The organism is Sinorhizobium sp. FG01 (genome assembly GCF_002531875.1).
Classification (GTDB): Bacteria; Pseudomonadota; Alphaproteobacteria; order Rhizobiales; family Rhizobiaceae; genus Sinorhizobium; species Sinorhizobium fredii_C.
Window position 1 is genome coordinate 450,892 of sequence record NZ_NWTB01000004.1, and the last position, 23,152, is coordinate 474,043.

The window sequence follows — 23,152 nt, forward strand, 5'->3', positions numbered from 1 at the left end:
ATGGACAAGGGCATCATTTTTCTTGCCGCCGGAGGGACCGGCGGACACCTCTTTCCCGCCGAGGCGCTTGCGCACGAACTGAAGGCGTCCGGCTATGCGGTGCATCTCGTAACCGATAGCCGTGCCGAGCGCTATGCCGGAAAGTTCCCGGCCGACGAGGTGCATGTCGTGCCCTCCGCCACGATCGGGTCGAAGAACCCGATCAAGCTGGCGCAATCGGTCTGGAAACTTTGGACCGGCCTGCGCGCCGCGCGTCGCCTGATTGCCCGTTACAGGCCCACGGCGGTGATCGGCTTTGGCGGCTACCCCACGGTGCCGCCGCTCCTCGCTGCCACCGGCATGGGGGTTCCGTCGCTCATTCACGAGCAGAATGCAGTGATGGGGCGGGTCAACAGGATGCTGGCTTCGCGGGTGCAAGCAATTGCCGGCGGCTTTCTTCCCGAGAGCGCCGGAAGCTTCGCGGCAAAGACCGTGGCGACCGGAAATCCGGTCCGCCCTGCCGTATTGGAGGCGGCCGGCGTACCCTATCGGGCGCCGGACGGTGGCCCGTTCCATCTCGTCGTCTTCGGCGGCAGCCAGGGCGCACAATTCTTCTCGAAGGCAGTGCCGCAGGCCGTTTGCCGTCTCGACGACGCTCAGCGCCAGCGGCTCAAGGTGACGCAGCAGGCGCGGCCGGAAGATAGGGAAGGCGTCATTGCCGCTTACGACAAGCTTGGGATACCGGCCGAGGTCTCGCCCTTCTTCAACGACATGGCCGCCCGCATCGCTTCGGCGCATCTGGTTATCTGCCGCTCCGGGGCCTCGACGGTATCCGAGGTCTCTGTGATCGGCCGCCCGGCCATCCTCGTTCCCTATCCTTACGCGCTCGATCACGACCAGGCGGCGAATGCCGCAGCACTTGCCGACAAGGGCGGGGCCCGTGTCATCGCCCAGGCGGAGCTCAGCGCCGAACGGCTCGCCGGCATTCTTGCCGACGCCATGAACACCCCCGAAGCGCTGGCGCAGATGGCGGCGAACGCTCGCGAAACCGGCAAACCGGATGCCGCGCGCTTGCTTGCATCCCTGGTAGAGGCTATTGCCAGCGGCTCGACAGTCGCCAAGTTCAAGGAAGCACGCTCATGAAAATGCCGAAGACGATCGGCCTCGTACATTTCATTGGGATCGGCGGCATCGGCATGAGCGGCATCGCCGAGGTGCTGCACAATCTCGGTCACCGGGTCCAGGGCTCCGACCAGTCGGACAGCGCCAATGTGCAGCGCCTGCGCGAAAAGGGCATCAAGATCTCGGTCGGCCACAAGGCCGAAAATCTCGGCGACGCCGAGGTGGTGGTCGTCTCGACGGCGATCAAGAAGGACAATCCCGAACTGATTGCAGCGCGCGAAAAATTCCTTCCGGTGGTACGCCGCGCCGAGATGCTGGCCGAACTGATGCGCTTCCGCAATGCGATCGCCATCGGCGGCACGCACGGCAAGACGACGACGACGTCGATGGTGGCGGCGCTGCTCGACGCCGGCGGCCTCGATCCGACGGTCATCAATGGCGGCATCATCAATGCCTATGGCACCAATGCCCGCATGGGCGCCGGCGAGTGGATGGTCGTCGAGGCGGACGAATCCGACGGCACCTTCCTCAAGCTCCCGGCCGATATAGCCATCGTCACCAACATAGACCCGGAGCACCTCGATCATTACGGCAATTTCGACGCCGTGCGCGCGGCCTTCCGCCAGTTCGTCGAAAACGTGCCCTTCTATGGGTTCGGCGTTCTCTGCCTCGATCATCCGGAAGTCCAGTCCATGGTCGGCAAGATCGAGGACCGCAAGGTCGTGACCTATGGCGAGAATCCGCAGGCCGACGTGCGCTACCACAATATCCGCATGGACGGCGCGACCTCTGTCTTTGATGTCGAGATTCGCCGGCGCCGCACCGGCCAGGTGATAAAGCTCAACGACCTGCGCCTGCCGATGCCCGGCCGGCACAACGTTTCGAACGCCACGGCCGCAGTCGCCGTCGCGCAGCGTCTCGGCATTGCGCCGGAGGCGATCGCCAAGGGACTCGCCTCCTTCGGCGGCGTGAAGCGCCGCTTCACGCTCACCGGCGAATGGAACGGCGCGCACATTTTCGACGACTACGGCCACCATCCGGTCGAGATCAAGGCTGTCCTGAGAGCGGCGCGCGAGGCCTGCCAGGGGCGGATCGTCGCCGTTCACCAGCCGCACCGCTATTCGCGCCTGTCGAGCCTGTTCGAGGATTTCTCCGCCTGCTTCAACGATGCGGATACTATCCTGATCGCGCCGGTCTATGCGGCAGGCGAGGACGCGATCGACGGCGTGAATTCCGAAGCGCTCGTCAACAGCATCAAGGCCGCCGGCCATCGCGATGCCCGCTACCTCGCCGGCCCGGAAGCGCTCGCCCCGGTCGTCTCGAAGATTGCGCAGCCGGGCGACTTTGTGGTTCTCTTGGGGGCTGGCAGCATCACCTATTGGGCCGCGGCGCTTCCCAAGGAACTCGCGGAAATTTCAGGAAGTTGAAGCATGAAGCAGGTTAACGGTCAGAAACTCCTGGACGCGCTCGGAAGCGGCGTCAGTGCAATCCGCGGCCGCCTCACGCCCGATGCCCCGATGGACCGGGTGACCTGGTTTCGCGCCGGCGGGCTTGCCGAGCTCATGTTCCAGCCGCACGACACCGACGATCTCGTCGCCTTCCTGAAGCTCGTGCCACAGGAAGTGCCGGTGATGGTGATCGGCGTCGGCTCGAACCTGCTGGTGCGCGACGGAGGCATCCCGGGCGTGGTCATTCGCCTCTCCGCCAAGGGCTTCGGCGATCTGGAGATCGTCGGCGAGAACCGCATCAAGGCGGGGGCGATCTGCCCGGACAAGAACATCGCGGCTATGGCGCTCGACCACGGCATCGGCGGCTTCTACTTCTACTACGGCATTCCGGGCTCGATCGGCGGGGCGCTGAGGATGAATGCCGGCGCCAATGGCGGCGAAACGCGGGAGCGCGTCGTCGAGGTCCACGCGGTCGACCGCAAGGGCGACAGGCACGTCTTGAGCAATGCTGACATGGGCTATGCCTATCGGTATGCTGCCGCCGCCAAGGATCTGATCTTCACGCATGCGATCTTCGAAGGCTTTCCGGAGGACAAGGCGAAGATCCGCCACGACATGGATGCGGTCCGCCAGCATCGCGAGACGGTGCAGCCGATTCGCGAGAAGACCGGCGGCTCCACCTTCAAGAACCCGGAAGGCCATTCGGCCTGGAAGCTGATCGACGAGGCCGGTGGCCGCGGCATGATGATCGGCGGCGCCCAGATGTCGCCGCTCCACTGCAACTTCATGATCAATACGGGTCAGGCGAGCGGCTACGAGCTCGAATATCTCGGCGAGACCGTGAGGGCGCAAGTGATGGAGAATTCCGGTATCAAGCTCGAATGGGAGATCAAGCGGATCGGCAATTTCATGCCGGGCTACGAGATCAAGGAATTCCTCGGCCGCGCCACGGCCTGAGACGAGAAGAACGGAATGAACACGAGCCGCGACGGGAAACCGCCGCGGCTTTTTTCTTGTTTCTCGAACCTTCGACACAAGGCTCGCCGGACTTGCGGACCATTTCTCGTGCCCGCCTTACAAAGCGCCGATTCAGCGTGGAAGCCCTGTGTATGGTCGATTCTGGCCCGCGGCGTCTGCGGTCGCTGCAAGAAGAGTTAACCAAAGTAAACGATTCATTAACCATAATGTCGTTGTAGTGGCCCGACGCGGAGATCTCGCGACTCGGGGCTGATGGAAACAGCCAGACGCAAGCAAGCTTTGCGATAGTGGCGTACTGTTTGGGGGTCTGAATGAGCGGCAGGCATGTTGCTGTCCTGATGGGCGGATTTTCCTCGGAGAGGCCGGTGAGCCTGTCTTCCGGGGCGGCTTGCGCGGATGCCTTGGAGGCCGAGGGTTACTGCGTCACCCGCGTCGATGTCGGGCGTGAGGTCGCCGCCGTGCTCGCCGATTTGCGTCCCGACGTCGTCTTCAACGCCTTGCATGGACCCTTCGGCGAAGACGGGACCATCCAGGGCATTCTGGAATATCTCGAGATTCCCTATACCCATTCGGGCGTGCTTGCCTCGGCGCTCGCCATGGACAAGGCGCAGGCGAAGCACGTCGCTAAGGCCGCCGGAATTCCGGTTGCCGACGCCCTGATCATGGACCGGCGCGACTTCGGCAGCGTCCATCCGACGAAGCCGCCCTATGTGGTGAAGCCGGTCCGGGAAGGGTCGAGCTTCGGCGTGGTCATCGTCAAGGAAGACCAGTCGCATCCGCCGCAGGTCATTACCTCCAGCGAATGGCGCTACGGCGACCGCGTGATGGTTGAGCGCTATATTGCCGGACGCGAACTCACCTGCGGCGTTATGGGCGACGTGGCGCTCGGCGTTACCGAGATCATCCCGCAGGGGCATGCCTTCTACGACTATGATTCGAAATACGTAAAAGGTGGTTCGAGGCACGTTATTCCGGCGCAGATTTCACCAAATATTTACCAAAAAATACAATCCTTGGCGGTGAAGGCGCATCAGGCGATCGGTTGCCGCGGCGTCAGCCGATCCGACTTCCGTTTCGATGATCGTGGAGATGGCGAGGGCGAGTTGATCTGGCTGGAGATCAACACGCAGCCCGGCATGACCCCGACCTCCCTGGTTCCCGAAATGGCGCAGCATGCGGGCCTTCAGTTTGGTGAGTTTCTAAAGTGGATGGTGGAGGACGCATCGTGCTTGCGTTGAGGGGCAAAAGGGGCAGAAGGGTTCGTCACCCGCTCGGCGTCGCCGCCGAGGGTGATGATGCTTTCGTATTGCCGCGGCCGCTGCGCAAGGGCGTCCGCTTCCTGGTCAGCCTCGGCGCAGGCCGCGTCCGCTTTCCCGCCCATACCGGCACCATCTCCGCCGCCGCTTTCCTTCTGGCGACCGGCCTCTACGGCATGTCCCTCGGCGGCCACACGCAGAACTTCGCACAGGCCTCGACGACGGCTGCCGGCTTTGCCATCGAAGACGTCCGGGTCTCCGGCAACGAGCAGACCTCCGAGATCGACATTCTCCAGCAGCTCGGTCTCGACGGGACCACGTCTTTGGTCGCGCTCGATATCGGCGAGGCACGCCGCCTGATCGGCGAGTTGCCCTGGGTGGAGAGCGTGACCGTGCGCAAGATCTATCCGGCAACCATCGAGGTGAACCTGAAGGAGCGCCAGGCCTTCGGCATTTGGCAGCACGGTTCGGATCTGTCGCTCATCGAGCGCAGCGGCAGCGTGATCGCGCCTTTGCGCGACAACAAGTTTGCCGAGCTGCCGCTCTTCGTCGGGCGCGATGCCGAGACGGCGGCCGCTGCCTTCTACGACGAGTTTTCCCGCTGGCCGGAGTTCCGCTCGCGCGTCAAGGCTTTCGTGCGGGTCGCCGGACGGCGCTGGGACTTGCGCCTCGACAACGGCATCGTCGTCAAGCTTCCAGAGAAGGATGTCGCCCGGGCGATGCGGGTTCTGGCCGAGATGGAAGAAGGTCATCAGCTTCTGGAGCGCGATATCGCTGCCGTCGATCTGAGGCTTGAGGACCGCACGACCGTACAACTCACACCGGAAGCGGTTGCGCGCCGCGAAGTGGCGCTGAAGGCGAGGGAGAAGATGCTGAAGGCCCAGGAGAAGCGGATATGAGTCTATTCGGTTCCGCCAGTTTCGGCCTGCCGCGCCTGAAGCCGCTTTCCTCGAAGCGGTCGCATGTCGTTTCGGTGCTCGATGTCGGTTCGACCAAGGTCGTCTGCATGATCGGCCGGCTGACGCCGCGCGCCGAGAGCCAGATCCTGCCGGGCCGCACCCACAATATCGAGATCATCGGTATCGGCCACCAGAAGTCGCGCGGCGTCAAGAATGGGGTGATCGCCGACCTGGACGCGGCGGAAAGCGTCGTGCGGCTCGCCGTCGACGCCGCCGAGCGGATGGCCGGGCTGACGATCGACAGCCTGATCGTCAACGTGTCGGCCGGCCGGCTGCAGAGCGACGTCTATACGGCGACAATCGATCTCGGCGGCCAGGAAGTCGACGCGAACGACCTCAAGAAGGTGCTTGCCGCTGCCGGCCAGCAGTCGCTCAGGAGCGACCGGGCCATCCTGCATTCGCTGCCGACCGGCTTCTCGCTCGATGGAGAGCGCGGCATCCGCGACCCGTTGGCGATGTTCGGCGACGTCCTCGGCGTCGACATGCATGTGCTGACCGTCGAACGGGCGGCGCTGAAGAATCTCGAGCTTTGCGTCAATCGCGCCCATTTGTCGGTCGAAGGCATCGTCGCTACGCCCTATGCCAGCGGTCTCGCCGCGCTCGTCGACGACGAGGTCGAGCTCGGCTGTGCGGCGATCGATATGGGTGGCGGCACGACGACGATCTCCGTCTTCGCCGAAGGCAAGCTGGTGCATTCGGATGCCGTCAGCCTCGGCGGCCATCATGTGACGACCGATCTGGCGCGCGGGCTTTCGACGCGAATCGAGGATGCGGAGCGTCTGAAAGTCGTGCACGGTTCGGCGCTTCCGAACAGCGCCGACGAGCGCGACATCGTCTCGGTTCCGCCGATCGGCGAGGACGACCGTGACCAGCCGACCCATGTGCCGCGCGCGCTTGTCTCGCGCATAGTCCGGGCCCGCATCGAGGAAACGCTTGAACTCATCCGTGATCGCATCCAGCGCTCCGGCTTCAGCCCGATCGTCGGCAAGCGGATCGTGCTGACCGGCGGCGCCAGCCAGTTGACCGGCCTGCCGGAAGCAGCGCGGCGGATCCTGGCGCGCAACGTCCGCATCGGCCGGCCGCTCGGCGTCTCCGGCCTGCCGGCGGCCGCCAAGGGCCCCGCATTCTCCACGGCCGTCGGGCTGATGATCTATCCGCAGGTCGCCGATCTCGAGACGCATGCCAGCCAGGGCGGCATGTTCTCCTTCGGCGGCGGCAACAGCCGGATCGCCCGCATGGGCCAGTGGTTGAAAGAGAGTTTCTGAGTTTCACCGGCGCGGGTCTGGCGCCGGGCAAGACGGGTTTTGAGTTTTAAGGATTTGGCCGGCTCGGCAAGGCGGCCAGAAAAAGAGAAGGAACGGTACTATGGCCATCAACTTGCAAAAGCCGGACATTACCGAGCTGAAGCCCCGCATCACGGTCTTCGGCGTCGGCGGCGGCGGCGGCAACGCCGTCAACAACATGATCACCGCGGGCCTGCAGGGCGTCGATTTTGTCGTCGCCAACACGGACGCGCAGGCGCTCACCATGACCAAGGCCGAACGGATCATCCAGATGGGTGTCGCCGTCACCGAGGGTCTCGGCGCCGGCTCGCAGCCGGAAGTCGGCCGCGCCGCTGCGGAAGAGTGCATCGATGAAATCATCGATCACCTGCAGGGCACGCATATGTGCTTCGTGACCGCCGGCATGGGCGGCGGCACCGGCACGGGCGCTGCCCCGATCGTGGCCCAGGCCGCTCGCAACAAGGGCATCCTGACCGTCGGCGTCGTAACCAAGCCCTTCCACTTCGAAGGCGGGCGCCGCATGCGCATCGCCGATCAGGGCATTGCCGATCTGCAGAAGTCGGTCGACACGCTGATCGTCATCCCGAACCAGAATCTCTTCCGGATCGCCAACGACAAGACGACCTTCGCGGACGCCTTCGCCATGGCCGACCAGGTTCTCTATTCGGGCGTTGCCTGCATCACCGACCTCATGGTCAAGGAAGGCCTCATCAACCTCGACTTCGCCGACGTCCGCTCGGTGATGCGCGAAATGGGCCGCGCCATGATGGGAACCGGCGAGGCATCCGGCGAAGGCCGCGCCATGGCCGCTGCGGAAGCGGCGATCGCCAACCCGCTGCTCGACGAAACTTCGATGAAGGGCGCGCAAGGTCTGCTGATCTCGATCACCGGCGGCCGCGACCTCACCCTCTTCGAGGTGGACGAGGCGGCAACGCGCATCCGCGAGGAAGTGGATCCGGACGCCAACATCATTCTCGGCGCCACCTTCGACGAAGACCTCGAAGGCCTGATCCGGGTTTCGGTGGTCGCAACCGGTATCGACCGTGGAGCCGCAGAGGTGCCCGGCCGCTCCGCCGACTTTCGTCCGGTAGCGCCGAAGCCGATCGTCCGCCCGTCGACCGCCGTTCCCGCCCCGCAGCAGCCCGTCCTGCAGCAGCCGGTTCAGCAACAGCCGGTCCAGCAGATCGCGCCGCAGCCGGTCCAACAGCCGGTTCAGCAGGTCGATCAGATCGCACTTGCGATCCGCGAGGCCGAAATGGAGCGTGAACTCGACATTGCAACCCGGGCACAGGTCGCTGCACCGGCTTCGCAGGTCCAGGAAGAGGCCTTTCGCCCGCAGAGCAAGCTCTTTGCCGGCGCCGCTCCGGTGGAAGCCGCTCCCGTAGCCCGCGCGCCGCAGCCGATGCCGCGGCCCGTCGAAGCGCCGATCCAGGCTCAGGTTCAGCCGCAGGTGCAACCGCAGCCGGTCCGCCAGGAGCCGGCGCCGGTCGTCCGCCAGCATGCCGAGCCGGTGCGTATGCCGAAGGTCGAGGACTTTCCGCCCGTCGTGAAGGCCGAGATCGACCATCGCGCACAACCCACTGCGGCGCTTCAGGAAGAGCGTGGTCCGATGGGCCTCCTCAACCGGATCACCAGCTCGCTCGGACTGCGCGAGCGCGAGAGCCAGAATGTCTCGTCCGATATGACCTCGGCAGCGCCGAGCGCCGCTTCCCAGCAGCGCCGCCCGCTGTCGCCGGAGGCGAGCCTTTATGCTCCGCGTCGCGGCCAGCTCGACGATCAGGGCCGCGCCACGCCGCAGATGCGCTCGCACGAGGACGATCAACTCGAGATTCCGGCGTTCCTGCGCCGTCAATCTAACTGATTTCCAACGCGTTCCTTCACCTTGCCGGTGCCCGGGCGAAAGCCCGGGCATTTTCACTTTGTCAGGCATTTTCAATGGGTTGTTCGTTCGATTGCACGCATATGAATTGCGTAACAAAGCGAAACGAACAGTGATTTGGAATGGTGCCTCAGAACTCTTATTTTCAGCATCGGATAGGGACGCACGCGATTCGATCGAACGCTGTCAGTTCAAACGTGGCTTCGGCTGACAGCCGTCGGGTCACGACTGGTAGGTCTGTGCTGAAAGTCGCCCGCGTGCCGCAAGAGTTTGGCTCCGGCCAATTGTCCGGCCTAATTGATTGAAAGTGACGAGAGAATGGGAATCGAACTGCTCGGGTTTCAGACGACGATCGCAAGCCCGATAACCCTCAAGGGAATTGGCGTTCACTCCGGCGCCGAGGTGGAAATCACCTTCCATCCGGCTGAGGCGGATGCCGGCATCGTCTTCCAGCGGGTTCTCGCCGGCGGACGGGTGAGCGAGTTCAGAGCCGTTTCGTCGCAGGTCGGCAATACCGATCTTTGCACCGTGCTCGGACTTTCGCCAGCAACATCGATCGCCACCATCGAGCATGTCATGGCGGCGATCTATGCGCTTGGCCTCGACAACCTGCTGATCGAAGTCAATGGCGCGGAAATGCCGATCATGGACGGCAGTTCGGAGCCTTTCATCGACGCCATCGAGCAGACGGGGATCCGCGCGCTTGCGGTGAAGCGCCGCTATATCCGTATTCTCAAGCCGGTTCGCATCGAATCGGGCGCTTCCTGGTCGGAGTTCACTCCCTATGACGGCATGCGCTTCGAAGTCGAGATCGATTTCGATTGCCCGCTGATCGGCCGTCAGTCCTGGAAGGGCGACATGACGCCGGCCGTCTTCAAGCGGGAACTGTCGCGGGCGCGGACCTTCGGCTTCATGCGCGACGTCGAGCGGCTGTGGGCTGCCGGCTTTGCGCTGGGCTCGTCGCTCGAAAACTCGGTGGTGATTTCGGACGACGACACGATCGTCAATGTCGAGGGCCTTCGTTACGCGGACGAGTTCGTCCGCCACAAGGCGCTCGACGCGGTGGGCGACCTTTCGCTCGCCGGCGCACCGTTCCTCGGCTGCTATCGTTCCTATCGCGGCGGCCACAAGATGAACGCCAATGCGCTGAAAGCCCTCCTGAGCGACCCGACCGCCTATGAGGTCGTGGAAACCGCATCCCAGCGCCAGCGCACGCGCTCCCGCGAATTGGTCGCGGTTGCCGCTCCGGGTTTTGCGCCCTGGTCGGCATAAAGAAACACAGTTCATTTTTCTCCAGTCGCCGGCCGAAAGGCCGGCGTTTTTCATGGTGGCTAGAGTAAAGCGCGGCGAAATGCGGTGGAAAAATGAAGAACATCGCGCGGATATCCGACGAATGTCACAAATTTGCATGAATCGCCGCTCATGACGTTGCGGTCTTGAGGCAACTTGCTCTAAAACGCGCAAGTCTGGCGGATGCCAACCGCTACTGCATGTCTCCTTAAATCGAGCTCGAGCTAAGGAGCAAAGACATGCAGCAATCTAGAGTGCTACAGCGACCTTTGCGCGTGTGATAAGACGCGCGGCGGTGTAAGTGAAACGGGAATATCCGATGGTCCTTGCAGTTTCTGTTGACATGAGAAAATCAGCGCGCGTCGTCGCCGTCGTCCTTGCGGCAGTCGCCGGCTCGAGCCTGATCACCGCCTGCCAGAACGATCCGGATATCGACATCACCAAGCTGACCGCGGAGACTGATCCGCCGGAAGTGCTCTACAATCAGGGCCTCGCCAATTTGAATGCCGGCAAGACGACGGAAGCGGGACGCAAGTTCGAGGCGATCGACCGGCAGCATCCGTTCTCCGAATATGCCCGCAAGGCACTGGTGATGAATGCCTTCGTCGCCTACCGCAACGGCCAGTACCAGGACGCGATCAACTCCACGAGCCGGTACCTCAATCTCTATCCGCAGTCCGAAGACGCGGCCTATGCGCAATATATCCAGGGCCTCGCCTATACGAAGCAGATCCCCTCGGTGACGCAGGACCAGAAGCCTGCCCAGAAGGCGATCGATGCGATGCAGGTGGTCGTCGACAAATATCCCGATTCGGAATACGTCGATGACGCGCAGGCAAAAATCCGCTTTGCCCGCGACCAGCTCGCCGGCAAGGAGATGCAGGTCGGGCGCTATTACCTCGAGCGTAAGGAATATCTTGCCGCGATTTCCCGTTTCCGCGTCGTCGTCGAGCAATATCCGAACACAAACCAGGTCGAGGAAGCGCTGGCGCGTCTCGTCGAGGCCTATTTCTCCATGGGCGTGACCGCGGAGGCACAGACGGCGGCGGCGGTTCTCGGGCATAACTACCCGGACAGCCAGTGGTACGCCGATTCCTACAAGCTGCTGCAGTCGGGCGGTCTCGAACCGCGCGAAAGCGGCACGTCCTGGATCGCGCGCGCGGGCAAGAAACTCATCGGCGCCTGATAACCTCGGCGCTCCAACGAAGATATGACACCGGATGCTCGCCCAGCTCTCGATCCGCGATATCGTCCTGATCGAACGGCTTGACCTCAGCTTCGACGCGGGGCTCTCGGTGCTGACCGGCGAAACCGGCGCGGGCAAATCCATCCTTCTCGACAGCCTGTCGCTGGCGCTCGGCGGCCGCGGCGATGGTTCGCTGGTGCGCCACGGCGAGGACAAGGGGCAGGTGACTGCCGTCTTCGACGTGCCGCCCGGCCATGCGGCGCGGCTTCTGCTGCACGAAAACGGCATCGACGACGACGGCGACCTGATCTTCCGCCGGGTGCAGTCGGCGGACGGCCGTACCAAGGCCTATATCAACGACCAGCCGGTAAGCGTGCAGCTGATGCGCCAGGCCGGCCAGGTGCTCGTCGAAATACACGGCCAGCACGATGATCGGGCGCTTGTCGACATCGACGCGCACCGCGCGCTGCTCGACGCCTTCGGCGGCACCACCGAGGCGGCGGAAGAGGTGGGCGCGCTCTATCGCGGCTGGCGGGACGCCGAGCGGGGGCTGAAGAAGCACCGCGAGCGCGTCGAAGCGGCAGCGCGCGAGGCGGATTATCTGCGCTCCTCCGTCGAGGAACTCGAGGCACTGGCGCCCCGGGACGGCCAGGAAGAGGAACTCGCCGAAAGCCGGGCGCGCATGATGAAGGTCGAGCGGATCGCCGGCGACATCAGCGAAGCGTCCGAATTCCTGAACGGCAATGCGTCGCCGGTGCCGCTAATCGCCTCGCTGGTGCGACGGCTCGAGCGCAAGAGCCACGAGGCGCCGGGCCTGCTGGAAGAGACGGTCGAGCTTCTGGACGGGGCGCTGAACCAGCTTTCCGACGCGCAGATGGCGGTCGAGCGGGCGCTGCGCAACACTGAGTTCGATCCGAAGGAATTGGAGCGCGTCGAGGAGCGGCTCTTCGCCCTGCGTGCCGCCAGCCGCAAATATTCGGTTCCGGTCACCGAACTGCCGGCGCTTGCCGTCCGGATGATCGCCGATCTCGCCGATCTCGACGCCGGCGAGGAGAAGCTGAAGCAGCTCGAAAAGCAGTTGGCCGAGGCGAGGGCGGCCTTCGATGCCGCGGCCCGGTCGCTATCGGAAAAGCGTCACAATACGGCCAGCGCGCTCTCGGCAGCGGTGATGGCAGAACTGCCGGCGCTGAAGCTCGAGCGCGCCCGCTTCATGGTCGAGGTCGCCACGGACCCCAATTCACCCTCGGCCGAGGGCATCGACATCATCGAGTTCCATGTGCAGACGAACCCCGGCACGCGGCCGGGACCGATCATGAAGGTCGCCTCGGGCGGCGAGCTTTCTCGCTTCCTCCTGGCGCTGAAGGTGGCGCTTGCCGATCGCGGCTCGGCGCCGACGCTCGTCTTCGACGAAATCGACACCGGCGTCGGAGGTGCAGTGGCGGATGCCATCGGCCAGCGGCTGAAGCGGCTTTCGAAAACCGTCCAGGTGCTTTCCGTCACCCATGCGCCGCAGGTTGCGGCGCGCGCCGCAACGCATCTGCTGATCTCCAAAGGTCCATCGGCGCAGAAGGCCGAAATGATCGCCACCCGCGTCGCGCGCATGGACGACGAAGCCCGCACCGAAGAAATCGCCCGCATGCTCGCCGGCGCCTCGATCACCGAGGAGGCGAGGGCGGCGGCGGCGCGGTTGCTGGCGGGCGGCGGCTGAACGCGCCACGTTCTTTGCTGTAGGTTGCTCAACAGCACCGCGTGCAATCACACACTACACGACAGCAGTCTATTGGGGCTTGGTCGGTTGCTGTACGGCAGGGCCCCTCCTCGGGCGGAAAAGCATCCGCCAAGCCTCTGAAGCACTTTGAAACGCTGAATTATTCTGTCCTCAAATCGATTCCGATTTAAAGAATCATGCAGTAAAAACGACTCCCAATCCGGAGTCGCCATCCATGCTGAACGAGAACAAGCCCGTCGAGCAACTGACCGAAAGCGAAGCGGCGGAGGAACTTGCCTTCCTCGCGGCTGAACTCGCCCGCCACGATGCGCTCTATCACGGGCAGGATGCGCCGGAGATCTCGGACGCGGATTACGACGCGCTGAAGCGTCGAAATGATCTGATCGAGCAGCGCTTTCCGGCGCTGGTCCGCGAGGATAGTCCCTCGAAGAAGGTCGGCGCGGCGCCTTCGCTGACCTTCCAGGCGGTCGTCCATGCCCGGCCGATGCTCTCGCTCGACAACACCTTTTCCGACGAGGATGCGCGCGATTTCGTAGCCGGCATCTACCGCTTCCTGGGCAAGCTCCCCGACCATTCCATCGCCTTCACCGCCGAGCCGAAGATCGACGGGCTCTCCATGTCGCTGCGCTACGAGAACCGCCGGCTGGTCACGGCAGCGACGCGCGGCGACGGCACGACGGGAGAGAACGTCACCGCCAATATCCGCACGATCCGCATGATCCCCCAGGCCTTGCCGGCCGATGCGCCGGACGTCGTCGAGGTCCGCGGCGAGATCTATATGGCGAAATCCGATTTTGCCGCTCTCAATGCCGAAATGGCGGCCCAGGGCAGGCCGCTCTACGTCAATCCACGCAACACGGCGTCCGGATCGCTGCGCCAGCTCGACGCGAAGGTGACGGCGAGCCGCAAGCTGCGCTTCTTCGCCTATGCCTGGGGCGAGATGTCGGCAATGCCCGCGGATACGCAGTTCGGCATGGTCGAGACCTTCAAGGCCTGGGGCTTCCCGGTCAATCCGCTGATGCAGCGGTTCTCCTCCGCCGACGAATTGCTGGAGCACTATCACTATATCGAGCGCGAGCGGCCGGATCTCGATTATGATATCGACGGCGTTGTCTACAAGGTCGATCGTCTCGACCTGCAGGCACGGCTCGGCTTCCGCTCACGGAGCCCGCGCTGGGCGACGGCGCACAAGTTCCCGGCCGAACAGGCCTTCACGCGGCTCAAGGGGATCGACATCCAGGTCGGCCGGACCGGCGCATTGACCCCGGTCGCGCGGCTGGAGCCGGTCACCGTCGGAGGCGTCGTCGTCACCAATGCGACGCTCCACAACGAGGACTATATCCGCGGCCTCGGCAACAGCGGTGAGCCGATCCGCGAGGGGCGCGACATCCGCATCGGCGACATGGTGATCGTCCAGCGGGCAGGCGACGTCATCCCGCAGATCGTCGACGTGGTGATGGATGAGCGGGCAGAGGGGGCGGAGCCCTACAGGTTTCCGACCACATGCCCGGTCTGCGGCAGCCATGCCGTGCGCGATATCAACGAGAAGACCGGCAAGGTGGACGCCGTGCGCCGCTGCACCGGCGGCTTCGTCTGCCGGGCGCAGGCGGTCGAGCACCTGAAGCACTTCGTCTCGCGCCACGCTTTCGATATCGAGGGGCTGGGATCGAAACAGATCGAATTCTTCTTCGAAAGCGAGGATCCGACGCTGTCGATCCGGACCGCGCCCGACATCTTCACGCTGGAGCGCCGTCAGGCGGCGTCGCTCACTAAGCTCGAAAACATAGAAGGTTTCGGCAAGGTCAGCGTTCGCAAGCTCTATGAGGCGATCAACGCCCGTTGTTCGATCGCCCTGCATCGCTTCATCTACTCGCTCGGCATCCGCCATGTCGGCGAGACGACCGCCAAGCTGCTCGCGCGCTCTTACGGAACTTACGAGCACTTCGGCGCCGCAATGGTGGAGGCGGGCAGCCTCGCCGGGGATGCCTGGAATGAGCTCAACAGCATTGAGGGCATTGGCGAAGTCGTCGCGCGTGCCATCGTCGAGTTCTACAAGGAGCCGCGCAACCTGAAAGTCGTTGCCGATCTTCTCGAAGAGGTGACGCCGGAGAGCGCGGAAACACGGGTGGCGACGGACAGCCCGGTCGCCGGCAAGACCGTGGTCTTCACCGGTTCGCTCGAAAAGATGACCCGCGACGAGGCGAAGGCGAAGGCCGAAAGCCTTGGCGCTAAGGTGGCGGGTTCCGTCTCGAAGAAGACCGACATCGTGGTGGCCGGTCCCGGCGCCGGCTCGAAGCTCGATAAGGCCCACGAGCTCGGCGTCCAGACGATGGACGAGGACGAGTGGCTGGCATTGATCGGCGGGTAATGCGGAGCGGGCGCCGCCTCTCACTCCTCATTCCTGTGCTTGTCACAGGAATCCAGCCGCACCGCGTCGGCGGTGCGGAGAGGGTCTCTTGCACCCTGTCGATCAGGCGGGCTGCTCGGCCGACATATCCATCCACATGAATTCCCAGACATGGCCGTCGAGGTCCTGGAAGCTCACGCCATACATCGAGCCGTAGTCGATCGCCGGCTTCCAGGGCTTGCCGCCGGCGGCGATCGCCTTGTCGAACATCTCGTCGCATTCGGCCCGGCTGCCGGCGGAAAGCGCGGTGATGACCTCCGTGGCGCGCGCGGTGTCGCTGATCTCGCCGACAATAAAGCTACGGAATTTCGGCTCGGTCAGAAGCATGGCGAAGATATTGTCGTCGATGACCATGCAGGCGGCCGTATCATCGGAGAATTGCTCGTTGAATGTGAAGCCGAGGGAGGAGAAGAAGGACCGCGAGGCTTTCAGGTCCTTGACGGGGAGGTTAACGAAAATCATGCGCATGGAAGCGTTCCTCGTGATGATGTTGACGGGCCAAGGACGAAGGCGGACGTCTTCTGCCGACAGGTAGGAAAGAGATTTATCTGGCGCCGGGAAAACGGCTTTCAAGGGCTGGCTTACCTCCGTCCGCGGTAACGGGCGCACACCAATTCCATTTGTATTTTTGCGCTGCACAAGATAGACCTTGCAGCCAAAATTTGTGCAATTGCCTTTTCGCGGGGCTGGCTTCTCGCCATATCAGCGAAGCGGGGCGCGTCTTTCCCGCCCCGGCGGATTGGAGGGTCCGGAGATGAAGACGATAGCGACTATCGCCGAGCTGCGCGCAGCCCTTGCCGAGCACCGGCGCGGCGGCAAGACGATCGGGCTGGTGCCCACCATGGGCTATCTTCATGTCGGCCATATGGAGCTCGTGCGCCGCGCCCGCAGCGAGAACGACGTGGTCGTCGCCAGCATCTTCGTCAACCCGCTGCAGTTCGGTCCGCACGAAGATCTCGCGAAATATCCGCGCGATCTCGCTCGCGATCAGGAGATGCTCGAGGAAGGCGGCGTCGATTTCCTCTTCGCGCCGGGTGTTGCCGACATGTATCCGCAGCCGATGGAGACGATCGTCGACCTGCCGAAGCTCGGCTCCGAGCTCGAAGGCTCGGTGCGGCCCGGGCACTTCGCCGGCGTCGCGACGGTGGTCACCAAGCTCTTCAATATCGTCCAGCCGGATCGCGCCTATTTCGGCGAGAAGGATTTTCAGCAGTTGCAGATTATCCGTCGCATGGTCGCGGATCTCGCTCAGCCCGTCACCGTTGTCGGCGTGCCGACAGTCCGGGAAGCCGATGGGCTCGCCTGTTCGTCCCGCAATGTCTACCTGACTGCCGATGAACGCCGGGCGGCGGCGGTCGTGCCGAAAGCGCTCGACGAGGCCGAGCAGCTGATCGCGAGCGGCGTCACCGATCCGGCCGTTGTCGAGAAGGGCGTCACCGATTTCCTGTCGAGCGAGCCGTTGGCATGCCCCGAGGTGGTGGCGCTACGCGATCCCGAGACGCTCGAGCCGGTCGGCGAGATCGGCGACAAGCCGGTGCTGCTCCTGCTTTTCGTCCGCTTCGGCGCGACCAAGCTGCTCGACAATCGCGTCATCGCTCCGAAATCCGCCCGTTTTGCAAAGGTTGCCTGACATGAGCGTCCAGACCACGAAACGGCGGCTCAGCCCCGCCAGTATCGAAGCCTTGAAGGGCGAACGTCCGATCGTCAGCCTCACAGCCTATACGACGCCGATCGCGCGGCTTCTCGACCCGCATGTCGATTTCCTGCTCGTCGGCGATTCGCTCGGCATGGTGCTCTACGGCCTCGACACGACCGTCGGCGTAACCCTCGACATGATGATTGCTCATGGCCAGGCGGTGATGCGCGGCTCGGAGCGGGCCTGCATCGTCGTCGACCTGCCCTTCGGCTCCTATCAGGAATCGAAGGAGCAGGCCTTCCGCAGCGCCGCGCGGGTGCTCAAGGAAACGGGCTGCAGCGCCGTGAAGCTCGAGGGCGGCGCGGAAATGGCCGAGACGGTCGATTTCCTCGTCAGCCGCGGCATTCCGGTGCTCGGCCATGTGGGACTGATGCCTCAGCTGGTTAACACCACCGGCGGCTACCGCTCGGTGGGGCGGAACGAGAAGGAAGTGGCGAAGATCCGCCGCGACGCCAAGGCGATCGACGACGCCGGCGCCTTTGCCATCGTCGTCGAAGGCACGGTCGAGCCGGTCGCGCGCGAGATTACCGCGACATTGCGCTCGCCGACCATCGGCATTGGCGCGTCCCCGGCTTGCGACGGCCAGATCCTCGTCTCGGACGACATGCTCGGCATCTTCAACGATTTCAAGCCGCGCTTCGTCAAGCATTTCGCCGAGCTCGCCCCGGCGATCTCCAAGGCAGCGGAAGACTATGCCAATGAGGTGAAGGCGCGCTCCTTCCCGGGGATCGAGCATACGTTCCAGGCGAAGCGTTAAGCGCCACGGCAATCGCAATCTCTGCCCCTCGGCCCGCAAACGGGGAAAGGGGACTTAAGAGAGCACGGCTTTAGCCTTCTCCCCGCCAGAAACCGGGAGAAGGTCGCGGCAGCGGGATGAGGGGGCAGAATCGCGTGACAGGACGATCCGTCCCTAAGGGCGGGCGCCCTTCACTGCCGGAAACCAGCAGGGGCCTCCTGACCAATCATCATAAAATTCAATCTGTGCATCAGTGTAATTGAATTGTAGCGGCTTCCCCGAGGGCCTATCTGTCCCGCACGAAGAGCTTGCGAGTGCCGCTCGCGCCGGGCTCCGACCGGAGGAAATCCATGGACAGAGACGAGTTCCGCGAGGGGCTGCGCGGCGGCTTCCCGATCATGATGGCGGCATCGCCTTTCGGCGCCTTGTTCGGGGCGCTCGCCGTCGACAACGGCTTTACGATCGCCGATGCGGTGTTCATGAGCGCCATGGTCTATGCCGGTGCCAGCCAGATGGTCGGCATCGAGCTGTTCGGCAACAATGTCCAGCCTTGGCTGGTGGTGCTGTCGGTCTTCGCCGTCAACTTCCGGCACGTGCTCTATTCGGCCTCGATCGCCAGGCACATCCGCCACTTCACGCTGGTTCAGAAGTTCTTCGCCTTCTTCCTGCTGATCGATCCCCAATATGCGGAAAGCGAGAGGCGGGCCGAGTGCGGGCTTCCGGTCAGCTTTTCCTGGTATCTCGGCTTCGGCCTGATCATCTATTTCCCCTGGCTCATCACCACGGCAATGGGCGCTGTTTTCGGACAGTTGATCGGCGATCCCAGGGTCATCGGCATCGACGTGCTCTTGCCGATCTATTTCCTGGGGCTGGTTCTCGGTTTCCGCAAGCGCGACCGCTTCCTGCCCGTTGTCGCGGCGAGCGCGGTCGCCTCGGTTGCGGCCATGCACTTCGTCGGTTCGCCCTGGCATGTGAGCATCGGCGCGCTTGCCGGCGTAGTGCTTGCCGCGTGCTTGCCGCAGGATCGGCAGCCAAGGGAAATGGCTGCAATCGAAAGGGAGGCCTGAGCCGTGGATGCCCAGCACCTCAACCTGCTCTACCTGATCATCGCCGCGGCGGTCGCCACGTTTGCCACGCGGGTCGGCGGCTATGTGTTGATCACGCAGTTGAAGCACATCCCCCCACGCCTCGAGGCGGCGCTGAACGCTGTTCCGGCGGCCGTGCTGACGACGCTCGTGGCACCCGCTTTCGTCTATGGCGGCTTCGACGTGGCCGCTTCGATGTTCGTCGCCTTCGCCGCGGGGCTCCGCTTCTCGACGCTGCGGATGCTGCTCGTCGGCTGGGTCGTGGTGATGGCGATCCGCCACGTGATCCTGTAGTCGTGGGCTCGCAGCATCCTTTTGGTTGCGCGACGGTGCATTGGCGCCGGCACCGTCATGGATTATCATTCATCCAATGCCGGAGAGGCATGAGCCCTCCGGCCGTGGAGGAGCGACAATGATTACCAGGATCACGTTTGCCCTTATGCTGGCCCTCGCGCCTATGGCCGCCTTCGCCAACCAGTGCCCTTCAATGATGGCCGCAATCGACGCCGCCATTCCGAACGCCTCGCTTTCCGAGGCTGACATGGCCAAGGTCAAGGAGCTGCGCGCGCAGGGCGAGCAATTGCACCAGTCCGGCGATCATGCCGGTTCGGAAGCAGCCCTCGGCGAAGCAAAGAAAATGCTCGGGATCTGAGGGAGAAGCCGGTCTCGTTCCGGCTTTTCAGCTTCCGCCCCAGGCTTGCCGAGGCGGAAAATTCGGAGATTTGCCGGCAATCCAGTAAAATTCTCGGGTTACACGCGAGCGCCGGGGTGCATATAACGGCGTTGTTGGTTGAGACATCAAACCTCCCAACGGAGGCCCGGCTGCCCCCTGTAGCCCCAGCCCACGCCGCCGGGCCTCCCTACCGACCTCTCACCTACACAGCTGACTCAACGTGAAACGGCTTCCGTTGCGGCCTTCAGCCACTGGCGCGTTTCCTCGCCGGCAATGAGCGGCATCAGCTTCTCCCGCGTCTCCGCATGATAATCGTTCAGCCAGGCAAGTTCCTCGTCGCTCAAGAGGGCCGGCAGCACGAGCCGCCGATCGATCGGGCAATAGGTCAGCGTGTCGAAGCCGAGCATCGGCAGATCGCCGCCGGCGATCTGCGCGGCTTCACGCACGACGACAAGATTTTCGATGCGAATGCCAAAGGCGCCGGGGCGGTAGTAGCCGGGCTCGTTGGAAAGGATCATGCCGGGCAGGAGTTCCTGGGTGGCAAGCCGGGCGATCCGCTGCGGGCCCTCGTGAACCGAGAGGTAGGAGCCGACTCCATGGCCGGTGCCGTGCGCATAGTCGGCACCCGCCTTCCAGAGCGCGATGCGGGCGAGGGGGTCGAGATCGACACCGCGGGACCCCTTGGGAAACCGCGCCGTGCTGATTGCGATCATGCCTTTCAGCACCAGGGTGAAGAAACGCTTCTGCTCCTCCGGCACGCTGCCGATCGCGACGGTGCGCGTGATGTCGGTCGTGCCGTTTATATATTGCGCACCCGAGTCGATCAGGAACATGGTTCCTGCCTCGATCGGCCGGTCGGTGTCGGTGGTGACGCGGTAGTGCATGATCGCGGCGTGCGAGCCGGCGCCGGCAATCGTATCGAAGGAAATGTCCTTTAGCGGGTTCTGCATGCGCTCGCCGACAGCGGCCCGAACCGCCTCCAATTTCTTGGTCGCGCCGATTTCCGTAAGGCTGCCGGGCTCCGTTCCGGCGAGCCAGGCGAGGAATTCGACCATCGCCGCTCCGTCCTGCAGGTGCGCGCGCAGCGATCCGGCGATCTCTGCAGCGTTCTTGCGGGCGCGGGGCAGGCGGGCGGGATCGATGGCCTCGATGATGACACCGCCCCTCGAACGGATCAGTTCGCCAATGGCGAAGGGAGCGAGATCCGGATCGATCATGATCGCGGCGCCGCTCGCGGCGAGCGATGCAAGCCGATCGCCAAAATCGCCGGGCGGCAGCATATCCGCAAGCTGGGTCAGATAGGCTTCCTGTTCGATCCCCGTCTTGCGCTTGTCGAGAAAGACCTCGGCGCGACCGTTCGCATGAATGACGGCGCGGGCCAGCGGATGCGGCGTGTGCGGAACGTCGCTGCCGCGGATGTTGAACGTCCAGGCGACGGAGGAGGGGTCGGTCAATATCACCGCGGCTGCCTCGGCTTTTTCCACCGTCGCGGCGATCGCGGCGATCTTGTCCTTGGCCAATTGGCCCGCATGCTCGATCGGCTGGATCGTCACGCCGCCGAGGGGAGCCGCGGGCCTGTCGGTCCAGAGCCGGTCGAGCGGATTGTGGTCGAGGAAGACGAGCGCGCCGCCGATTGCCGCAAGCGCCTTTTCGAGCCGGCGGACCTCCGCCGCGGTATGCAGCCAGGGATCGATGCCGAGACGGAACCCCTTCGGCGCATGCGCCTCCAGCCAGACATGCGGCGGCTCTCCAACGAGGTCGCCGCCGGTAAAGACGCTGCCGTCGACCTGCTCCTTTAGTTGGGTCACGTAACGTCCGTCGACGAAAACGACTGCCTCACGCTGCGTGACAAGGGCGACGCCTGCCGATCCGGTAAAGCCGGTCAGCCAGGACAGCCGCTCGGATGAGACCGGCACATATTCGCCCTGAAATTCGTCGGCACGCGGCACAAGGAAGCCGTCAATGCCGAGCGGCGCGAAAGCGGCACGCAGCGCGGTGGCCCGCTCCTTGCCGAACTGGGGCGTGGAGGTGACGTCGAAGGACTGAAACATGACAATTTCCAATTGGGTTTGGCGGAGAGCCGCAGGGAAGGTGGTGCCATGTTAGCGGAAAGGGCGCTTCGGGGGAAAGAGGCGACATTCTGCCATGCGCGACGACCGCGCACCGCCTCACTCCATTTGTCATACATATGCGCTGCCCGCATGGCTCCCATGCGCCAGTGTATCTTTCTCTATTGAAATAATGGGGTATAAGGGCGCCAACGAACACGGACGAAGGTCCGGCAGTTCAAAAGACTGCAGTTCCGAGATAATTGGTCATCTGTTCTCCTCCTCCCTCAAGGTGGCCAATTTCGGAACGGTAGAGCCCGCTTGAGCGCTCCTCCTCCTCAAGCTCGCGGGCATGGTCGGTCAAAAGCCGGCCAGCGGGCGATGCTCCGGCATCGCCTTTGTTTCGAAAAGGCCGCCCTCCATGAAGGATTGGGCGGCCTTTTCATTTTGGGCTGCCGAGCGGCAGGAAAGATGAGGCGCCGCCCGGAGCGGCGCTTTGCACGGCCAAACCTATTTCGTCAGGTGGATCGTCACCCAGCCGTTTCTCCAGATCGTCCGAACATGCCTGAGCCGCTGGCCATTATAGGCGGCGAGCACCTTCCAGCGCTGTTCGGCAAGAATGCCGGAAAGGATGACCGAGCCGCCGGGGGCAAGATTCGCGACGAGCTCGGGTGCCATCTTCATCAGCGGCCGCGCCAGGATATTGGCAATGATGAGATCGAAGGGGGCATGGGCGCCGAAGGCGGTCGAATGAAATCCGGGCGCGGTCGCGAAGGTCAGGCCGGCGACGACGCCGTTGCGGCGGGCATTCTCGGTTGCGACGCGGGTAGCAATCGGATCGATATCGGTTGCGAGCCCCGGTACATGCAGGAGCTTCCAGGCGGCAATCGCCAGCACGCCGCTTCCGGTGCCGAGGTCGAGGACGTTGCGAATGCAACGTGAGTGGGCCACGGAGGCGAGCATTTCCAGGCAGCCAGCGGTCGTCCCGTGATGGCCCGTACCGAAGGCCTGCCCGGCATCGATCTCGATGGCGATCTCGCCGGTCTTCACCTTGTCGCGATCATGCGAGCCGTGGACGACGAAACGGCCGGCGCGCACCGGTGCGAGGCCTTCCAGCGACTTGGCGATCCAGTCGATCTCCGGCAGCACCTCGCGCTCGATCGGAAGATGAGAGAATTCGGCGGCGAGCGCATCGGCAAGGCGCGATCCGACGCTCTCCTCTTCGTGCGCCATCATGTAGACGGAGGCTTCCCAGACGTCGCGCTTCTCGTCGATTTCCATCGTCGCAACGGCGTAACCCTCGTCTTCGAAGATCATGCTGATGACGTCGAGAACGGCTGCCGCCTGCTTCTCGGTGGTGGTGACGAAAAGACGTATCTCGCTCAAGGTTTTTCCCTT

General features: G+C 63.8%; 19 protein-coding genes. 16 read left to right on the top strand and 3 right to left on the bottom strand.

Features of this window, described 5'->3' with window-relative positions:
• The 11 genes from murG to ligA all read left to right on the top strand — a co-directional run bounded on the left by murG (position 1) and on the right by ligA (position 15,477).
• Positions 1-1,122, top strand: coding sequence for an undecaprenyldiphospho-muramoylpentapeptide beta-N-acetylglucosaminyltransferase (gene murG, locus CO656_RS07595; RefSeq protein ID WP_097525331.1), 1,122 nt, complete (start codon positions 1-3; stop codon positions 1,120-1,122).
• Entirely contained in the window at positions 1,119-2,528 is a 1,410-nt protein-coding gene (gene murC / locus CO656_RS07600; protein ID WP_097525332.1) for a UDP-N-acetylmuramate--L-alanine ligase, read from the top strand. The genes murG and murC overlap by 4 nt, the downstream gene beginning before the upstream one ends.
• A 3-nt stretch (positions 2,529-2,531) precedes the next feature.
• Positions 2,532-3,506 carry a UDP-N-acetylmuramate dehydrogenase gene (gene murB / locus CO656_RS07605; RefSeq protein WP_097525333.1) on the top strand — a complete coding sequence of 325 codons (975 nt, stop codon included), beginning with the start codon at positions 2,532-2,534 and terminating at the stop codon, positions 3,504-3,506.
• 332 nt (positions 3,507-3,838) lie between these two features.
• Complete coding sequence (locus tag CO656_RS07615; protein ID WP_097525334.1) at positions 3,839-4,765, top strand: D-alanine--D-alanine ligase; 927 nt, start codon at positions 3,839-3,841, stop codon at positions 4,763-4,765.
• Positions 4,753-5,682 carry a cell division protein FtsQ gene (ftsQ, locus tag CO656_RS07620; protein WP_037415489.1) on the top strand — a complete coding sequence of 310 codons (930 nt, stop codon included), beginning with the start codon at positions 4,753-4,755 and terminating at the stop codon, positions 5,680-5,682. Before CO656_RS07615 ends, ftsQ begins: the two co-directional genes overlap by 13 nt.
• Positions 5,679-7,007: a cell division protein FtsA gene (gene ftsA, locus CO656_RS07625; protein ID WP_097525335.1), complete on the top strand. Its 1,329-nt coding sequence runs from the start codon at positions 5,679-5,681 to the stop codon at positions 7,005-7,007. Before ftsQ ends, ftsA begins: the two co-directional genes overlap by 4 nt.
• A 100-nt stretch (positions 7,008-7,107) precedes the next feature.
• A complete protein-coding gene (gene ftsZ / locus CO656_RS07630) occupies positions 7,108-8,886 on the top strand; it encodes a cell division protein FtsZ (protein WP_097525336.1) in 1,779 nt (592 codons plus the stop codon).
• A 336-nt stretch (positions 8,887-9,222) separates the two neighbouring features.
• Positions 9,223-10,176 carry a UDP-3-O-acyl-N-acetylglucosamine deacetylase gene (gene lpxC / locus CO656_RS07635; RefSeq protein WP_097525337.1) on the top strand — a complete coding sequence of 318 codons (954 nt, stop codon included), beginning with the start codon at positions 9,223-9,225 and terminating at the stop codon, positions 10,174-10,176.
• Between the two features lie 337 nt (positions 10,177-10,513).
• Positions 10,514-11,380 carry an outer membrane protein assembly factor BamD gene (locus tag CO656_RS07640; RefSeq protein ID WP_037415497.1) on the top strand — a complete coding sequence of 289 codons (867 nt, stop codon included), beginning with the start codon at positions 10,514-10,516 and terminating at the stop codon, positions 11,378-11,380.
• 34 nt (positions 11,381-11,414) lie between these two features.
• The gene (gene recN, locus CO656_RS07645) at positions 11,415-13,088 is read left to right on the top strand and encodes a DNA repair protein RecN (protein WP_097525338.1); all 1,674 of its coding nucleotides are present in this window, start codon (positions 11,415-11,417) and stop codon (positions 13,086-13,088) included.
• 235 nt (positions 13,089-13,323) lie between these two features.
• Positions 13,324-15,477 carry an NAD-dependent DNA ligase LigA gene (gene ligA, locus CO656_RS07650; RefSeq protein WP_097525339.1) on the top strand — a complete coding sequence of 718 codons (2,154 nt, stop codon included), beginning with the start codon at positions 13,324-13,326 and terminating at the stop codon, positions 15,475-15,477.
• Positions 15,478-15,579: 102 nt separating this feature from the next.
• Here the strand turns inward: ligA and CO656_RS07655 are convergent, their stop codons facing one another.
• Complete coding sequence (locus CO656_RS07655) at positions 15,580-15,984, bottom strand: VOC family protein (protein WP_037386935.1); 405 nt, start codon at positions 15,982-15,984, stop codon at positions 15,580-15,582.
• A gap of 286 nt (positions 15,985-16,270) precedes the next feature.
• On the opposite strand from CO656_RS07655, the gene panC reads away from it, so the two are divergent.
• The 5 genes from panC to CO656_RS07680 all read left to right on the top strand — a co-directional run bounded on the left by panC (position 16,271) and on the right by CO656_RS07680 (position 19,685).
• The gene (gene panC / locus CO656_RS07660) at positions 16,271-17,146 is read left to right on the top strand and encodes a pantoate--beta-alanine ligase (RefSeq protein ID WP_037415506.1); all 876 of its coding nucleotides are present in this window, start codon (positions 16,271-16,273) and stop codon (positions 17,144-17,146) included.
• A 1-nt stretch (position 17,147) separates the two neighbouring features.
• Positions 17,148-17,969, top strand: coding sequence for a 3-methyl-2-oxobutanoate hydroxymethyltransferase (gene panB, locus CO656_RS07665; RefSeq protein ID WP_037415510.1), 822 nt, complete (start codon positions 17,148-17,150; stop codon positions 17,967-17,969).
• 329 nt (positions 17,970-18,298) lie between these two features.
• A complete protein-coding gene (locus tag CO656_RS07670; RefSeq protein ID WP_097525340.1) occupies positions 18,299-19,015 on the top strand; it encodes an AzlC family ABC transporter permease in 717 nt (238 codons plus the stop codon).
• A 3-nt stretch (positions 19,016-19,018) separates the two neighbouring features.
• On the top strand, positions 19,019-19,327 hold the full coding sequence (locus CO656_RS07675) for an AzlD family protein (protein WP_037415515.1): 309 nt from the start codon (positions 19,019-19,021) through the stop codon (positions 19,325-19,327).
• Between the two features lie 118 nt (positions 19,328-19,445).
• The gene (locus CO656_RS07680) at positions 19,446-19,685 is read left to right on the top strand and encodes a hypothetical protein (RefSeq protein WP_037415517.1); all 240 of its coding nucleotides are present in this window, start codon (positions 19,446-19,448) and stop codon (positions 19,683-19,685) included.
• 236 nt (positions 19,686-19,921) lie between these two features.
• Here CO656_RS07680 and CO656_RS07685 read toward each other — a convergent pair whose 3' ends face one another.
• Both CO656_RS07685 and CO656_RS07690 read right to left on the bottom strand, forming a co-directional pair.
• Complete coding sequence (locus tag CO656_RS07685) at positions 19,922-21,757, bottom strand: aminopeptidase P family protein (RefSeq protein WP_097525341.1); 1,836 nt, start codon at positions 21,755-21,757, stop codon at positions 19,922-19,924.
• Between the two features lie 507 nt (positions 21,758-22,264).
• The gene (locus CO656_RS07690; protein ID WP_037415522.1) at positions 22,265-23,140 is read right to left on the bottom strand and encodes a 50S ribosomal protein L11 methyltransferase; all 876 of its coding nucleotides are present in this window, start codon (positions 23,138-23,140) and stop codon (positions 22,265-22,267) included.
• Positions 23,141-23,152: the final 12 nt, after the last annotated feature.

Coding starts and splice junctions, on each gene's coding strand:
- murG (WP_097525331.1), top strand. CDS start 1: ATGGACAAGGGCATCATTTTTCTTGCCGCCGGAGGGACCGGCGGACAC.
- murC (WP_097525332.1), top strand. CDS start 1,119: ATGAAAATGCCGAAGACGATCGGCCTCGTACATTTCATTGGGATCGGC.
- murB (WP_097525333.1), top strand. CDS start 2,532: ATGAAGCAGGTTAACGGTCAGAAACTCCTGGACGCGCTCGGAAGCGGC.
- CO656_RS07615 (WP_097525334.1), top strand. CDS start 3,839: ATGAGCGGCAGGCATGTTGCTGTCCTGATGGGCGGATTTTCCTCGGAG.
- ftsA (WP_097525335.1), top strand. CDS start 5,679: ATGAGTCTATTCGGTTCCGCCAGTTTCGGCCTGCCGCGCCTGAAGCCG.
- ftsZ (WP_097525336.1), top strand. CDS start 7,108: ATGGCCATCAACTTGCAAAAGCCGGACATTACCGAGCTGAAGCCCCGC.
- lpxC (WP_097525337.1), top strand. CDS start 9,223: ATGGGAATCGAACTGCTCGGGTTTCAGACGACGATCGCAAGCCCGATA.
- CO656_RS07640 (WP_037415497.1), top strand. CDS start 10,514: ATGGTCCTTGCAGTTTCTGTTGACATGAGAAAATCAGCGCGCGTCGTC.
- recN (WP_097525338.1), top strand. CDS start 11,415: ATGCTCGCCCAGCTCTCGATCCGCGATATCGTCCTGATCGAACGGCTT.
- ligA (WP_097525339.1), top strand. CDS start 13,324: ATGCTGAACGAGAACAAGCCCGTCGAGCAACTGACCGAAAGCGAAGCG.
- CO656_RS07655 (WP_037386935.1), bottom strand. CDS start 15,984: ATGCGCATGATTTTCGTTAACCTCCCCGTCAAGGACCTGAAAGCCTCG.
- panC (WP_037415506.1), top strand. CDS start 16,271: ATGAAGACGATAGCGACTATCGCCGAGCTGCGCGCAGCCCTTGCCGAG.
- panB (WP_037415510.1), top strand. CDS start 17,148: ATGAGCGTCCAGACCACGAAACGGCGGCTCAGCCCCGCCAGTATCGAA.
- CO656_RS07670 (WP_097525340.1), top strand. CDS start 18,299: ATGGACAGAGACGAGTTCCGCGAGGGGCTGCGCGGCGGCTTCCCGATC.
- CO656_RS07680 (WP_037415517.1), top strand. CDS start 19,446: ATGATTACCAGGATCACGTTTGCCCTTATGCTGGCCCTCGCGCCTATG.
- CO656_RS07685 (WP_097525341.1), bottom strand. CDS start 21,757: ATGTTTCAGTCCTTCGACGTCACCTCCACGCCCCAGTTCGGCAAGGAG.